This is a genomic window from Variovorax sp. NFACC27 (genome assembly GCF_048301545.1).
GTDB lineage: Bacteria > Pseudomonadota > Gammaproteobacteria > Burkholderiales > Burkholderiaceae_C > Variovorax > Variovorax gossypii.
On the sequence record NZ_CP157613.1, the window covers coordinates 5221777 to 5235309 of the forward strand.

Genomic DNA, 13533 nt, shown 5'->3' on the forward strand with positions numbered 1-13533 from the left:
CAAACCAATGCGTACCTCGAGCAACAGCTCCATTTCCCGCCGCGCAGCCCTCGGCGGCGCCCTCATGCTCGCCTGCGGCATGGCACTGGCGCAGGCCTATCCCTCGCGCCCCATCCGCCTCGTGGTGCCCTTCCCGCCTGGCGGCGGCACGGACATCATTGCCCGCGAGGTAGCGAACAAGGTCGCGACCTCGGAAGGCTGGACCATCGTCATCGACAACAAGCCGGGCTCCGGCGGAAACATCGGCGTCGATGCGGCGGTGAAGGCCAGTCCCGACGGCTACACGCTGGTGCTGGGCCAGACCAGCAACCTGGCGATCAACCCGTCCCTCTACGCCAAGCTGCCGTACGACCCGGTGAAGGACCTCGCACCCGTCGGCCTGGTCGCCTCTGCACCGCTGGTCGTGGTGGTGTCCGCCGCGTCGCCCTACAAGAAGCTGTCGGACGTGGTCGCCGCCGCCAAGGCGAAGCCGACCGCGCTCAACTACGCGAGCTCCGGCAACGGCACCGTGGCCCACCTCGCCACCGAGCAGTTCCAGCAGGCGGCCGGCGTACGGTTCACGCACGTGCCCTACAAGGGCGCCTCGCAGGGTCTCACCGACCTCGTCGGCGGGCAGATCCAGATGTACATCTCGTCGGTGCCGACGCTGATCGCGCAGATCAAGAGCGGCCAGCTGCGCGCTCTGGCCGTGACGTCTCTGCAACGCAACCGCGACCTGCCCGACGTGCCGACGATGGCCGAGTCGGGCTACAAGGATTTCGAGGCCGTCACCTGGTTCGGCTTGGCCGGCCCCGCGGCCATGCCGAAGGACGCGATCGCAAGGCTCAACACGGCCTTCAACAAGGCGCTCGCCACGCCCGAGGTGCAGAAGAAGCTCGCCGCGCAAGGCGCGGAGGTGATGTCCGGGCCGCCGGAGAAGTTCGCGTCGCTGATCCGCACCGACGGCGTGCGCTGGGGCGCGATCGTGAAGTCCTCCGGCGTCAAGATGGACTGATCCGGCATGGCCGCGCCCACTGCTTCGTGCGCCGATGCGCCCGTGGCTCCGTTCTCGGCGGGGCGCGGCCGCACCATGGTCGACGTTCCGCCCGATGCCTGCGATTGCCATGTGCATCTGTACGACGCACGCTATCCCGCGGCCGCGGGCGCCACGCTGAGGCCGCCGGACGCCGGCGCGGCGGACTACCGCCAGCTGCAGCGGCGCACGGGAACGCAGCGGGTCGTGTTCGTGACCCCCTCGACCTACGGCACCGACAACAGGCCGCTGTGCGATGCGCTCGAGGCTTTCGGCCCCAAGGCACGCGGCGTGGCGGTTGTCGACGAACAGGTCGGCGATGCCGAGCTGGCAGCACTGCTCGCCCGCGGGATACGCGGCATCCGCCTGAACCTGTCGCTGGGCGTCGTCAATTCCGCATCGCAGATCGAGCCGCTTGCACGTCGCGCTGCTCCGCTCGGCTGGCATCTGCAGCTGCTCGCACCCGCTCACACGTGGATTGACCTCGCCGACGTGCTGGACCGGCTGCCTGTACCGGTCGTGTTCGACCATTTCGGCCGGCTCGCGCCCTCCATGGCCGGCAGGCATCCCTCGCATGCGCTGATCCTGCGGCTGCTCGAGAAGCGCCGCGCCTGGGTGAAGCTGTCCGGCGCCTACATCGTCAGCGAACGGGGCGCGCCCCTTTACGAAGACGTGGGCGCGCTGGCGCGCAGCTTTCTGGACGCCGCGCCCGATCGCGTGCTCTGGGGCAGCGACTGGCCTCACGCGTCCGCCAGCGCCGGGCACCACGCCATGCCGGACGACGCAGAGCTGATGGCTCTGCTTGCCGGCTGGACCGGCACGTCGGAGGCGCTGCGCCGCGTGCTGGTCGACAACCCCGCCGAACTCTACGGCTTCGCGCCCTCCGCAACCCTTCAGGAGACTTCATGATCCGCTTTCATCGGCGCCGGTTCGGTGCGCTTGGCCTGGCCGCGCTCGCCGCCGCGTCATTCCCCGCTTTCGCCCAGGGCCAGTGGCCCACCGGCAAGCCCGTTACCTGGGTGGTGCCGTACCCGCCTGGCGGCACCACCGACATCCTCGGCCGGGCCATCGCGCTGCGATTGGGCAGTTCGCTGGGCACCCCGGTCATCGTCGACAACAAGGCGGGCGCCACCGGCACCATCGGTTCCGCCTTCGTCGCGCGCGCAGCGCCCGACGGCTACACGCTGCTGGGCACGTCGATCGGCCCGCAGGCGATCGTGCCCAACCTGCTGCCGAAGATGCAGTACGACCCGGTGAAAGCCTTCGCGCCGGTGTCGCTCATCGGGACCATCCCGCACGTGCTGGTCGTCGGCTCCGGCCAGCCGTTCCGGACGGTCGCCGACCTCGTCGCGCAGGCGAAGGCGCGCCCCGGCGAGCTCTCGTTCGCATCCGGCGGCAACGGCACGGTCCTTCAGATGCAGGGCGAACTCCTGCGGTTGCAGACGGGCGCGAAGATGACGCACGTTCCCTACAAGGGCGACACGCCGGCCATCCAGGATGTGCTGGCAGGCCATGCGAGCTTCATGTTCGCCCCCGTGGCCGCCGCGCTGCCGCACATCCGGAGCGGGCAACTCAGGGCGCTGGCCGTCACGTCGGCGGACCGCCTGAAAGCCTTGCCGGACGTACCGACCATGGGGCAGGCGGGCTTCAAGGACTTCGTGGTGGAGCAGTGGCAGGCCGTCTACGCGCCGGCCGGCACGCCCGCGCCCATGCTGCAGCGCCTGCACGACGAAATCGTGCGCCACCTGAAGGACCCCGATGTCGTCGCGATGGCCGACAAGCTCGGCGTGACCCTCGTGGGCAGCACGCCGCAGCAGCTCGCCGACACCCAGAAAGCCGACCTGTCCAAGTGGGCCAGGGTCATCAAGGACGCGGGCGTCAAGCCCGACTGAATTCCATCCCCTTCATTCATCCTCTTCCTGAAAGTACCTCCATGTCTTCGAACCTTCCCGACATCATTCGCGACTTCGAGCGCGTGCCCGCGAACATCGTGGCGCAGGCCGCCGGGTTCCAGCCGGCCATCCTCGCCGACGTGGCCGGCCGGCGCGGCGCGCTGGACGGGCGCATCAAGGCCCTGCGCCCCCGCATGAAGCTGGCCGGCACCGCCATCACGGTGGAAGTGCGCCCCGGCGACAACCTCATGATCCATGCCGCCATCGCCATGGCAAAGCCCGGTGACGTGCTCGTGATCGACGGCAAGGGCGACCAGGGCGCAGCCCTCATGGGCACCATCATGATGACGGCCTGCAAGAAGCTCGGCATCGCCGGCGTGGTGATGGACGGGGCCTGCCGCGACAGCCTCGAGATCGACGAGATGGACTTCCCCGTCTTCAGCGTGGGCACCAACCCGAACGGGCCGACGAAGAACATCGGCGGTCGCATCGGGCACCCGGTTTCCATCGGCGGCGTGACGGTGCATCCCGGCGACTTCGTGATCGGCGACGGCGACGGCGTGGTCGTGGTCGAGCGCGAGAAGATCGAATCGCTGCTGCCGCTGGCGGCAAAGAAGGTCCGCGACGAAGCCGCGCGCATCGCCGCCATCAAGGAAGGCGACACCGTGGCCAAGTGGCTGGACGCGGCCCTGCGCGCGGCCGGCGTGCTGAAGGAAGGCGAGACGCTGTGACCGCGACGCCCGGCAACTCCATCCTCGTGACCGGTGCCGACCTGGCACCGCAGGCGCTCGCCCTGCTCGAGGGCCATGAGATCGTCTACGCCGGCAAGACGCCGACCGAGGACGACCTGGTCGCCCTTTGCCGCGCGCACGACCCCGTGGCCATCATCGTGCGCTACGGCAAGGTGGGCGCCGCCGTGATGGACGCGGCGCCTTCGCTGAAGGTGATCTCCAAGCACGGCAGCGGAACCGACACGATCGACAAGGCGGCGGCGCAGGCGCGCGGCATCGAGGTCGTGGCGGCCGTGGGCGCCAATGCGGCGGCGGTGGCCGAACATGCGCTCGCCCTGCTGCTGGCCTGCGCCAAGTCGGTGACGTCCCTCGACACGCGAATGCACGCCGGCCACTGGGACAAGGCCACGCACAAGAGCCTGGAGCTCGGCGGGCGCACCATCGGCCTTGTCGGCCTGGGCGCCATCGGACTGCGCTTCGCGCGCATGGCCGACGCGCTGGGCATGCGCGTGCTGGGCCACGATCCCTTCGCGAAGAACCTTCCGGCCCATGTGCAGCCGGTCGACCTGGCAACCCTCTGGGCCGAGTCCGACGCCGTATCGCTGCACTGTCCGCTGACCGACGACAACCGCGGGTTGCTCAACGCACGTACGCTGGCGCAATGCAGGCGCGGCGTGATCGTCGTCAACACAGCACGAGGCGGCCTGATCGAGGAAGAGGCGCTGCTGGCTGCCGTGCGCTCGGGCCAGGTCGCCATGGCCGGGCTGGACAGCTTCGCGGTCGAGCCGATGGCACCTGGCCATCCGTTCCAGGGCGAAAAGAACATCGTGCTGAGTCCCCACGTCGGCGGCGTGACCAGCGATGCTTACGTGAACATGGGCGTCGGCGCAGCAAGGAACCTGCTGGAAGTGCTCTCGCGCCAGACTGCGACCACCTGAGGCACGGCCGCTGGCTCGCATCGCAGGCGACTGCGAACCCGGGCAGGCCGGAGCCCGCAAGAAAAGGAGACAGGAATGAAGAGAAGCGAAAGCGCCCGCCTTGCGGCGATCGCGTTCGGACTGATGACGGTCCTGGCGGTGCAGGCGCACGCACAGGTACAGGCGCAGGCATGGCCCTCCAAGCCGGTGCGCGTGCTCGTGGGCTTTTCCGCGGGCGGCCCGACCGACGTGGTGGCGCGCGCCTTTGCCGACCACGCATCGCGCGCGCTGGGTCAGCCGTTCATCGTGGACAACAAGCCCGGCGCGAACACGATCCTCGCGGCCGAGGCCGTGGCCGCCGCCCCGGCGGACGGCTACACCCTTCTGCTGGGCGCGACCAACCACACGATGATTCCCGCGCTCTACAGCCAGCGGGTCAAGTTCGACGCCGTGCGCTCGTTCGCACCGGTGTGTTCGCTCGCCGTGAGCCCCACGGTGCTGGTGGTCGGCCCGTCCATGCCGGTCAAGTCCTTCGGCGCGTTCATGCAGGCAGTCAAGGCCGAACCCGGCAAGCGCACGTATGCAACGCCGGGCTCCGGCAGTTCCGGGCATTTCGCTAGCGCGCACTTCACGCAGCTGACCGGCACCTCGATGAACCACATTCCCTACAAGGGAGCGGCACAGGCGACGACCGACCTCATGGGCGGGCAGGTCGACAGCTCCTTCGCCACCCTGGGCTCGGTGCTCAGCCAGGTGCAGTCCGGCAAGCTGACAGCCCTGGCCGTGGCGGCACCCACGCGCTCCGCCCTGCTGCCGAGCGTGCCGACCTTCGAGGAGGTTGGCGTCAAGGGCTACGCGGCCGACGCGTGGTACGGCCTGCTGGCGCCCGCGAAGACGCCACCGGAGGTGTTGACCGCCCTGCGCCGTGTCGCCACCGAGTTCGCACGGGCACCGGCCACGCGAGAGAAGTTGCGCTCGCTCGGCATGGAGACGCAGAACACATGCGGCGATGCCTTCGGCGCGCAACTGGCGCGCGAGGTCAAGCTGTACGGCGAACTGGCCCGCTCGCTCGACCTCAAGACTGAATGAACACGCTGCGCATTCCCGCAGCAGTCACCACACATCGAGACATCATGAACAAATTCGTCCGAGGCATGCTCGCCGTTTGCGCGTGCGCCACCGTGTTCGCATACGGCACCCGCGCCGCACAGGCCGCGCCTTCCGCTTATCCCGAGCGCCCCATCACCCTCGTCGTGCCTTACGCGCCGGGTGGATCAGCCGACGCCCTGGCACGCGTGCTCGCGGTGCGCGTGGGCGAGAAGCTGGGCACCAGCGTGATCGTCGACAACAGGCCGGGCGCCAGCGGAACCATCGGCGCCAGCTTTGCCGCCAAGGCGGCGCCCGATGGCTACACCGTGCTCTACGACGCAACGCCCTACTCGATCAATCCGCATCTCTTTGCGCGCATGCCGTACGCCGGCAATGCCCTGCAGCCGCTGGCGCTCGTCGCGCTGGCACCCAACATCGTGATCGTCCGCGCCGAGTCGCCCGTGAAGAGCATCAGGGATCTCGTGGACAGGGCGAAGGCCGAGCCCGGAAAGCTCAACTTCGCCTCGGGCGGAGGCGGCACCGTGCAGCGGCTCGCGGCGGAGCTGCTGCGCCAGCGGCTCGGACTCGACATGGTGCATGTGGGCTACAAGAGCGGCGGCCCCGCCATCTCCGACGTCATGGGCGGGCAGGTCGACTTCATGTTCAGCACCATTGCCGCGTCGTATCCGCTCGTGTCCTCGGGCAAGCTGCGCGCGCTGGCGGTGTCTTCGCCGCAGCGCTCGGCGCGCCTGCCCGATGTGCCGACCATCGGCGAAGCCGTGGCGCCCGGCTACGAGGCCTACGAGTGGAACGGCCTGTTCCTGCCGGCCGGCACGCCGGCCCCCATCGCCGAGAAGCTCCACAAGGCGGTGGTCGAGGTGCTGAAGAACGAGGAAGTGAAACGGCGCTTCGTGGACGTGGGCGTGCAGCCGGTCGGCTCGACGCCATCCGAATTCGCCGACTTCCTGAAGAAGGAAGATGCGAAGTGGGCGGAAGTGATCCGCAAGGGCAACATCAAGCTCGACTGAAGGCACCGCGCACATGAACCACCCTTCGGACACGCAGCAGGTTCCCCATTCGGTGGGAACGAACCGGCCCGCGACCGGCCTGCCGCGCGATGCCTGCGACAGCCACATGCACATCTTCGACCCGCGCTTCGCCGCGTCGCCGCACTGGAAGCGCCAGCCGCCGCGGGCCGAGGTGGCGGCGTACCGCCTCTTGCAGCGGCGGCTCGGCACGTCGCGCACGGTGGTCGTCAATCCTTCGACCTACGGCACGGACAACGCCTGCACGCTCGACGCGCTCGCGCAGCTTGGCGAAAGCGCGCGCGGCGTCGCGGTGGTCGGCCACGACGTGGCCGACGGCGAACTCGACCGCCTGGCGGCACAGCGCGTCTGCGGCCTGCGCGTGAACTTCGTGACGCCACAGTCATGGGGCGCCACCACGCCCGAGATGCTGACGACCCTGGCACGCAAGGTGGCCAGGCTGGGCTGGCACATCCAGGTCTTCGTGCATCCGGAGCAGCTGGTGGAGCTCGAACCCATCCTCGCGCGACTCCCGGTACCGCTGGTCATCGACCACATGGCCCGCATCGACCCCGCCGAGGGGGTCAGGGGCGAGGCCTATGCGGTCGCGCGCCGGTTGATCGATAGCGGCAACGCGTGGATGAAACTCTCGGGCGTCTACATGCGATCGCGCGACGGAGCGCCCGCCTACGCCGATGCCTTCGACCTCGGGCGTGCATTGGTGAACGCGGCGCCGCAGCGTCTGGTATGGGGCAGCGACTGGCCCCACACCACCGAGGCGCCCGGAACCGTCAACGATGCCGATCTGGCCGACGTCCTCGCCACCTGGTGCGACAGCACCGCCGTGCGCGACCGCATCCTGGTCGACAACCCCGCGAAGCTCTACGGGTTCGCGAGCTCGTCGCCCACTTGAGGCCGTGAACATCCACCGCGGCGGCATCGTCCGCCCAGGAGACTGACATGTACCTTCTGCAAGCGCCCCAGGTGCTGGAACTGCAGACCTTCACGACGATGCCCGAGTCGTTCCGGCGGCCGCGGCGCAGCACCTGGGCGGACGCCAATCGCGGCGGACAGCCGACCGACTCGTTCCTCGAAGGGCCCGTGTTCGACGACACCGGCAACCTCTACGTCTGCGACATACCCTTCGGCCGCATATTCCGCATCGATCCGGCGGGCGCATGGACGCAGGTGGCCGAGTACGACGGCGAACCGAACGGCATGAAGTTCACCGACTCACGGACCCTGCTAGTCACCGACTACCGGAACGGCCTGATGCGGGTGGACGTGCAGACCGGCCAGGTCACGCCGCACCTGCAGCGGCGCAACACCGAGAGCTTCAAGGGCGTGAACGACCTCGTGCTCGACGCACAGGGCAACATCTACTTCACCGACCAGGGGCAGAGCGGCCTTCACGATCCATCGGGCCGGCTATATCGCCTGCGGCCGAGCGGCCAGCTCGATCTGCTGCTGTCCAACGTGCCCAGCCCGAACGGCGTGGCCCTCTCTCCGGATGGCAAGGTGCTCTACCTTGCAGTGACGCGGGGCAATTGCGTCTGGCGCGTGCCGCTGCTGGCCGATGGGAGCGTCGCGAAGGTGAGCCAGTTCTTCACGTCCTACGGACCCAGCGGCCCCGACGGGCTCGCGGTCGACGTCCAGGGACGGGTGCTGGTCGCCAATCCGGGCCTCGGCTACGTGTGGGTGCTCAACCCGCGCGCGGAACCTGTCATGGTGCTGCGCGGTCCGGCCGGTGCCTCGACCACCAACATCGCTTTCGGTGGCCCGGAGCGGCGCACGTTGTTCGTCACAGACTCCACGCACGGCAACGTGCTGACGTACACGCTCGACACGCCAGGCGTCGTGCTGCACGGATCGCCTCCCGCCAGCGCCGGATAGCTGGCGACCCAACGGCTCATTGCGGTGCAGGCTGTAGTTCATCCGGCCTTCGTCATCACGTAGCATCCGGCCCAGGTTGCATCGCGAGATGGGTCGCCTGACCTCTCGTCCTTTCCCCGGAGCCGGTCCATGAAGCTGCTGTTCGCCCTGTTTCTCTCCGCGCTGCTCTGCGCCTGCGCAAGTGCACCCGGCACTGCGCCGGGCTCCACTGGAGCACCGTCAGGCGTCGAATCCGCGACCGAGCCGGCACCTGCCCCGCCAACCGGCGTCCAGTGGCGCTACATCAATTCCAAGTCTTACGAGGCGACAAACCCTGGCCTGGGCATCAGCCATCGCTTCGAAAGCAACGTCGGCTGGGTCGACGTCTACATCTACGACATGAAGCGCAACTGGCAGCCGGGCGTCGGCGATCCGCAGTTCGACGAGCACTTCAGGAGCACCATTGCGGAGGTGCAGCTCGCCATCGCGCAGGGCATGTACGCAAGCGGCAAGGTCGGTCCCACGCGGGACGTGCGCATCGAAGGGCTGGCTTTCCGCTCGGTCTCGTTCCGCCTCGTGCGCCCGCGCGACGGCACGCCCTACGACTCGTTCACCTACCTTGCGGTGCGCAACGGCAAGCTGCTGAAGTACCGCATTTCCTTCAACACGCCCTCGCCGGCGAACATGGATGCGATCGCGCGCGAGTTCATCGAGCGCAACGTGCGCACCGGCCCCGAGACACCGGTCGGCACTCGCCAGCTACGCAGCGCCTGACGCCGGGCGGCGCGCCCGCTCCCCTTCGCCGCCCGGCAGCTTCGCCACCCGCCCGGCCAGGAAGTCCACCAGCACGCGCACGCGCTGCGGCTGGTGGCGGCGCGGCGCATACAGCAGGTGCATCTCCTGCGCAGGACCGGTGTGGCGGCCGAGCACGCGCACCAGCCTGCCCTGCGCGAGCAGGTCGGCCACCATCCAGGTCGGCTGCAGCGAGATGCCGGCGCCGCCGAGCACGGCATCGAGCATCGCCACCGCGTTGTTCACCCTGTAGCGGCTGCGCACAGGCACCGCGACGGGGCCTTCGGGGCCCTGCAGCAGCACGCCGTCGTCACCGGCCGCATAGCGCAGGTAGTCGTGCCCGAGCAGGTCCTGCGGCTTGCGCGGCTTGCCGCGTACCGCGACGTAGTCCGGCGAGGCGATCAGCACGCGCGGCCATGAGCCCAGGTGACGGGCGACCAGGTCGGGCGGCAGGGTTCCGCCCACGCGCAGAGACACGTCGATGCGGCCTTCCAGCGGGTCGATGAAGCGGTCGTCCAGCACGAGCTCGAGCTCGATGTCGGGGTAGAGGCCCAGGAACTCCAGCGCCATCGCGTTGAGGTGCCGCTGGCCCAGCGTCACCGGCGCGCTCAGGCGCAGAAGGCCGCGTGGCTGCTGTACGCCTTCGCGCGCGTCGGATACCGCATCGCCGTACTCCTCCAGCACGCGGCGGGCACGCTCGTGGAAGCGCTGGCCTTCCTCGGTCAGGCTCAGGCCGGCGGCGGTGCGGCGCAGCAGGCGCACGCCGAGCGATCGCTCCAGTCCGGCGACCAGCTTGCTGACGGTCGGCTGCGTGGTGCCGAGCGCGCGGGCCGCGCCCGAGAGGCTGCCCAGTTCCACGCTGTTCACGAAGGCTTCGAGGGCGCGCAGGGTGTCCATGGAGTATTCGAATATGGAATGTTCTGGATGCCATTTTGCCTTCTACCAATCTTCTGTGGCATGAATGAAAGTTGAGCCGTTGCTTCAACTCTCATCAGGACTCATCCCAATGACTGCATCCACATTCGCCTCGATCCTGCGCCACGGCGCCCTCGCACTCACCCTGGCCGCCACGGCCGCAGGCTCGACGGCCGGCCCTGCCGCCACCTACTGGAGCCCCAGCTGGATGGCCAGCACGCAGCCCGTCTGGGGCGGCGATTTCGTGTTGCCCGCGGGCCTGCCCTTCCAGTTCAACCGCCAGACCGTGCGGCAGGTCGCGCGCCTGAGCATCGGCGGCTCGCGGCTGCGCGTGGTGATCAGCAATGAAGGCGGCACTGCGCCGCTGTACATCGGCGCAGCGCGCGTCGGCCGGCATGGCGAGGGCTCGGCTGTCGTCGAGGGCAGCGACCGGGCGCTGCGTTTCGGCGGGCAGGCCGATGCCACCATCCCGCCGGGCGCGCGGCTGGTCAGCGATCCGGTCGACCTTGCCGTACCTGCGCTCGGCGAGATTGCGGTGTCGATCTACCTGCCGCGGCCCAGCCAGCCCGCGGGCTTCCACTTCGATGCGCGCCAGCTCACCTACGTCGCCGACGGCGACCTGACCGGCGCTGCCCGCCTGCCCGCGACTGCCTCGCAATGGAGCACCCGCGTCTTCTTCAGCGGCCTGATCGTCGAAACACCGAAGCCGCCAACCACCGTCGTCGCCCTCGGCGATTCGATCACCGACGGCAACGGCTCCACGCCCGGCGCCAACACCCGCTGGCCCGATGCGCTGGCCGAGCGGCTCGCGGGGCGCACCGTGGCCGTGCTGAACGCCGGCATCTCCGGCGGCCGCCTGCTGAAGGACGGCATGGGCCGCGCGGGCCTGGAGCGCGCGGGCCGCGACGTGTTCACCCAGCCGGGCGTGCGCGCCATGATCGTGCTGCTGGGCACCAACGACATCGGCTGGCCCGGCGGCCCCTTCGCGCCCGATGAGCCCGCCATGCGTGCCGAGACTGTCATCCAGGGCCTGCGGCAGCTCGCGGAGATGGCCCATGCCCACAACGTGCGCATCGTGGCCGGCACCATCCCGCCGAACGAGCGCGCACTGGAAGGCACGCCACTCGAGGGCCACCACTCGCCCGCCAAGGACAAGGTGCGCCAGGCAGTGAACCGCTGGATCCGCGAAGGCGGCGCCTTCGACGCGGTGGCCGACTTCGACGCCCTGCTGCGCGACCCGGCGCAACCCTCGCGGCTGAAGGCTTCGATGGACTCCGGCGACCACCTGCACCCGGGCGATGCCGGTTACAGGGCGATGGCCTCGTCCATCGATCTGGACGCCCTGCTCGGCACGCCCGCGCAGCCCTGACGAACCTTTTTCTCAAGGGTTCGAGATCTCCAGAAATACTGTACATGCATACAGTATTTCTCTAAAATTCGTCGTCTCCAAGAACAACATCGAGGCGACGCCAATGACCACCGCCAGTCCGCCTGCGCCCACCGCGCAGGTTCTTTTCTTCTCCAGGCTGCACAGGTTGCAGCCACCCCGCACCCGCACAGGCCGCATCTCGACCTGGCCCTTCAAGGTGGCCCGCGACAAGGACCACGACGACGGGCAGCACAGGGACGATATCCGCGCCCAGGCGGCGCGCGTCATCCGGACCACTGCCGAAAGCTGGTGGCCGGACGGGCCCTGAAGGAGTGCTTCATGGCTGCCCGCAGGAAGCTTCTCATCGGACTTTTCCCGGCCAGCGAAGTGCAGGCCGAAATCGCAGCGCACCGCAAGAACTGGTGGTGGCCAAGAGGCTGCTCCTTTCCACCCGAAGAGCGCCTGCACCTGACCCTTCAGTACCTCGACGATCAGCACGGCGATGCCGAGCAACGTCTGCGCCACGCGCTGGCCGAAGTGTCGGTGCGAGCCCTGGAGCTCACGCTCGACAGCTCCTGCACGTGGACCAACGACGTCTCGGTCGTTCAGCCTTCGGAGCATGAAAAGTTGCGACACCTCCAGCGCGACATCAGCCGCGCGTTGCTGAGGGCCGGCCTCTCGCTCCGTGTACCCATTCGCGGGTGGACGCCGCACATCACCATCGCGCGAAACGCCGAGCACGCCGCAAGACCTACGCGCCTGAATCCCATCCGCTGGACCGCAACCGAATTCCGCCTCGTCCGCTCGCACTTCACGTCGCCGTTTCGCCACGAACTGCTGGGCTCCTATCCGCTGCACTGAAGCGGGCCATCCGTCCGGCGCTACAGTCCCCGGATGCTGACGCCCCCCGACCTGCCGCGCGAAGCCATCGCGCAACGCCTCGCCGATGCCTATGGCCTGCGCGACATCCGCATCGAATTCCTGCCGCTCGGCGCGGACGTGAACTCCGCCGTCTTCCGCGTCGACGCGAGCGACGGCACCGCGTACTTTCTCAAGCTGCGCCGCGGCGACTTCGACAAACCGGTCGTCACTGTCCCCGCTTTCCTTCATCACGACAAAGGCATCGAGGCCGTGATGGCACCGCTGCCCACGACGAACCTGCAGCTGAGCGCGCAGGCCCACGGCTTCGACTGGGCGCTCTATCCCTTCTTCGACGGCAGCAACGGCTTCGAACGCACCTTGACGGACCCGCAATGGACCGCGCTCGGCACGGCCCTGAGCGCGATCCACGAGGCCGAACTGCCCGAGGCGCTGTCGGCAAGCCTTCCGAAGGAGCGCTACGACCATCACTGGCGCGAAGGCGTGCGCCGCTACCAGCGGCGCTTCATCAACGGCGTGAAGGGCGACGGCATCGTCGAACGCTTTCTCGCCTTCTGGGAAGAGCACGCGGAAGAGATCGACACCATCGTCTACCGCAGCGAGCAACTGGCTTCCATCCTGCTCGAACGACCGCCGCGGCTGGTGCCGTGCCACTCCGACCTGCACGCGGGCAACGTGCTCGTGGGCGACGACGATCGCCTCTCGATCGTCGACTGGGACACGCTCATCCTTGCTCCGAAGGAACGCGACCTGATGTTCATCGGCGGCGGCGTAGGCCACGTCTGGAACCAGCCCCGGGAGGAAACGCTGTTCTACGAGGGCTACGGCCCAGGAGATCTCGATCTGGTCGCCCTCGCCTACTACCGCTACGAGCGCATCGTGAAGGACCTGCTCGAGTATTGCGACCAGATGTTCGACGCCGCGGCCAGCACGGAAGACCGCGAGGAAGGCCTGCGGCAGATGCAGAGCCAGTTCCTGCCCGGCGACGTCGTCGCCATCGCGCACCGGAGCTACGACGACATCACCTGATCGAAGCAGCG

The 13533-nt window shown here is 68.7% G+C and carries 15 protein-coding genes; 14 read left to right on the forward strand and 1 reads right to left on the reverse strand.

Annotation, left to right across the window (positions count from 1 at the left end):
• Window positions 1-7 precede the first annotated feature (7 nt).
• The 10 genes from ABL840_RS24405 (at window position 8) to ABL840_RS24450 (ending at window position 9312) form a co-directional block, all read left to right on the forward strand.
• The gene (locus ABL840_RS24405; RefSeq protein WP_093306458.1) at window positions 8-994 is read left to right on the forward strand and encodes a Bug family tripartite tricarboxylate transporter substrate binding protein; all 987 of its coding nucleotides are present in this window, start codon (window positions 8-10) and stop codon (window positions 992-994) included.
• Window positions 995-1000: 6 nt separating this feature from the next.
• Window positions 1001-1921, forward strand: a complete 921-nt coding sequence (locus ABL840_RS24410) for an amidohydrolase family protein (protein ID WP_093306460.1) — start codon at window positions 1001-1003, stop codon at window positions 1919-1921.
• Entirely contained in the window at window positions 1918-2904 is a 987-nt protein-coding gene (locus ABL840_RS24415) for a Bug family tripartite tricarboxylate transporter substrate binding protein (protein WP_093306461.1), read from the forward strand. The genes ABL840_RS24410 and ABL840_RS24415 overlap by 4 nt, the downstream gene beginning before the upstream one ends.
• Before the next feature lie 41 nt (window positions 2905-2945).
• Window positions 2946-3635 (forward strand): RraA family protein, encoded by a 690-nt coding sequence (locus ABL840_RS24420; RefSeq protein WP_093200700.1) that lies wholly within the window; start codon window positions 2946-2948, stop codon window positions 3633-3635.
• On the forward strand, window positions 3632-4573 hold the full coding sequence (locus ABL840_RS24425; RefSeq protein WP_093306463.1) for an NAD(P)-dependent oxidoreductase: 942 nt from the start codon (window positions 3632-3634) through the stop codon (window positions 4571-4573). Before ABL840_RS24420 ends, ABL840_RS24425 begins: the two co-directional genes overlap by 4 nt.
• 75 nt (window positions 4574-4648) lie before the next feature.
• Window positions 4649-5641, forward strand: a complete 993-nt coding sequence (locus ABL840_RS24430; RefSeq protein WP_093306464.1) for a Bug family tripartite tricarboxylate transporter substrate binding protein — start codon at window positions 4649-4651, stop codon at window positions 5639-5641.
• Window positions 5642-5685: 44 nt separating this feature from the next.
• Window positions 5686-6669, forward strand: a complete 984-nt coding sequence (locus tag ABL840_RS24435; protein WP_093201343.1) for a Bug family tripartite tricarboxylate transporter substrate binding protein — start codon at window positions 5686-5688, stop codon at window positions 6667-6669.
• Window positions 6670-6682: 13 nt separating this feature from the next.
• Window positions 6683-7579 (forward strand): amidohydrolase family protein, encoded by an 897-nt coding sequence (locus ABL840_RS24440; RefSeq protein WP_093306466.1) that lies wholly within the window; start codon window positions 6683-6685, stop codon window positions 7577-7579.
• A gap of 47 nt (window positions 7580-7626) precedes the next feature.
• Window positions 7627-8559 carry an SMP-30/gluconolactonase/LRE family protein gene (locus ABL840_RS24445; protein WP_093200709.1) on the forward strand — a complete coding sequence of 311 codons (933 nt, stop codon included), beginning with the start codon at window positions 7627-7629 and terminating at the stop codon, window positions 8557-8559.
• Window positions 8560-8688: 129 nt separating this feature from the next.
• Window positions 8689-9312, forward strand: a complete 624-nt coding sequence (locus ABL840_RS24450; protein WP_093306468.1) for a hypothetical protein — start codon at window positions 8689-8691, stop codon at window positions 9310-9312.
• Here the strand turns inward: ABL840_RS24450 and ABL840_RS24455 are convergent.
• Window positions 9298-10227 (reverse strand): LysR family transcriptional regulator, encoded by a 930-nt coding sequence (locus tag ABL840_RS24455; RefSeq protein ID WP_093306470.1) that lies wholly within the window; start codon window positions 10225-10227, stop codon window positions 9298-9300. The genes ABL840_RS24450 and ABL840_RS24455 overlap by 15 nt on opposite strands.
• 109 nt (window positions 10228-10336) lie before the next feature.
• On the opposite strand from ABL840_RS24455, the gene ABL840_RS24460 reads away from it, so the two are divergent.
• The 4 genes from ABL840_RS24460 to ABL840_RS24475 all read left to right on the forward strand — a co-directional run bounded on the left by ABL840_RS24460 (window position 10337) and on the right by ABL840_RS24475 (window position 13522).
• Entirely contained in the window at window positions 10337-11614 is a 1278-nt protein-coding gene (locus tag ABL840_RS24460) for an SGNH/GDSL hydrolase family protein (protein ID WP_093306471.1), read from the forward strand.
• Between the two features lie 103 nt (window positions 11615-11717).
• Window positions 11718-11942: a hypothetical protein gene (locus ABL840_RS24465; protein ID WP_093200722.1), complete on the forward strand. Its 225-nt coding sequence runs from the start codon at window positions 11718-11720 to the stop codon at window positions 11940-11942.
• Window positions 11943-11953: 11 nt separating this feature from the next.
• On the forward strand, window positions 11954-12475 hold the full coding sequence (locus tag ABL840_RS24470) for a 2'-5' RNA ligase family protein (protein ID WP_093200724.1): 522 nt from the start codon (window positions 11954-11956) through the stop codon (window positions 12473-12475).
• Between the two features lie 33 nt (window positions 12476-12508).
• A complete protein-coding gene (locus tag ABL840_RS24475) occupies window positions 12509-13522 on the forward strand; it encodes a phosphotransferase enzyme family protein (RefSeq protein ID WP_093306473.1) in 1014 nt (337 codons plus the stop codon).
• Window positions 13523-13533: the final 11 nt, after the last annotated feature.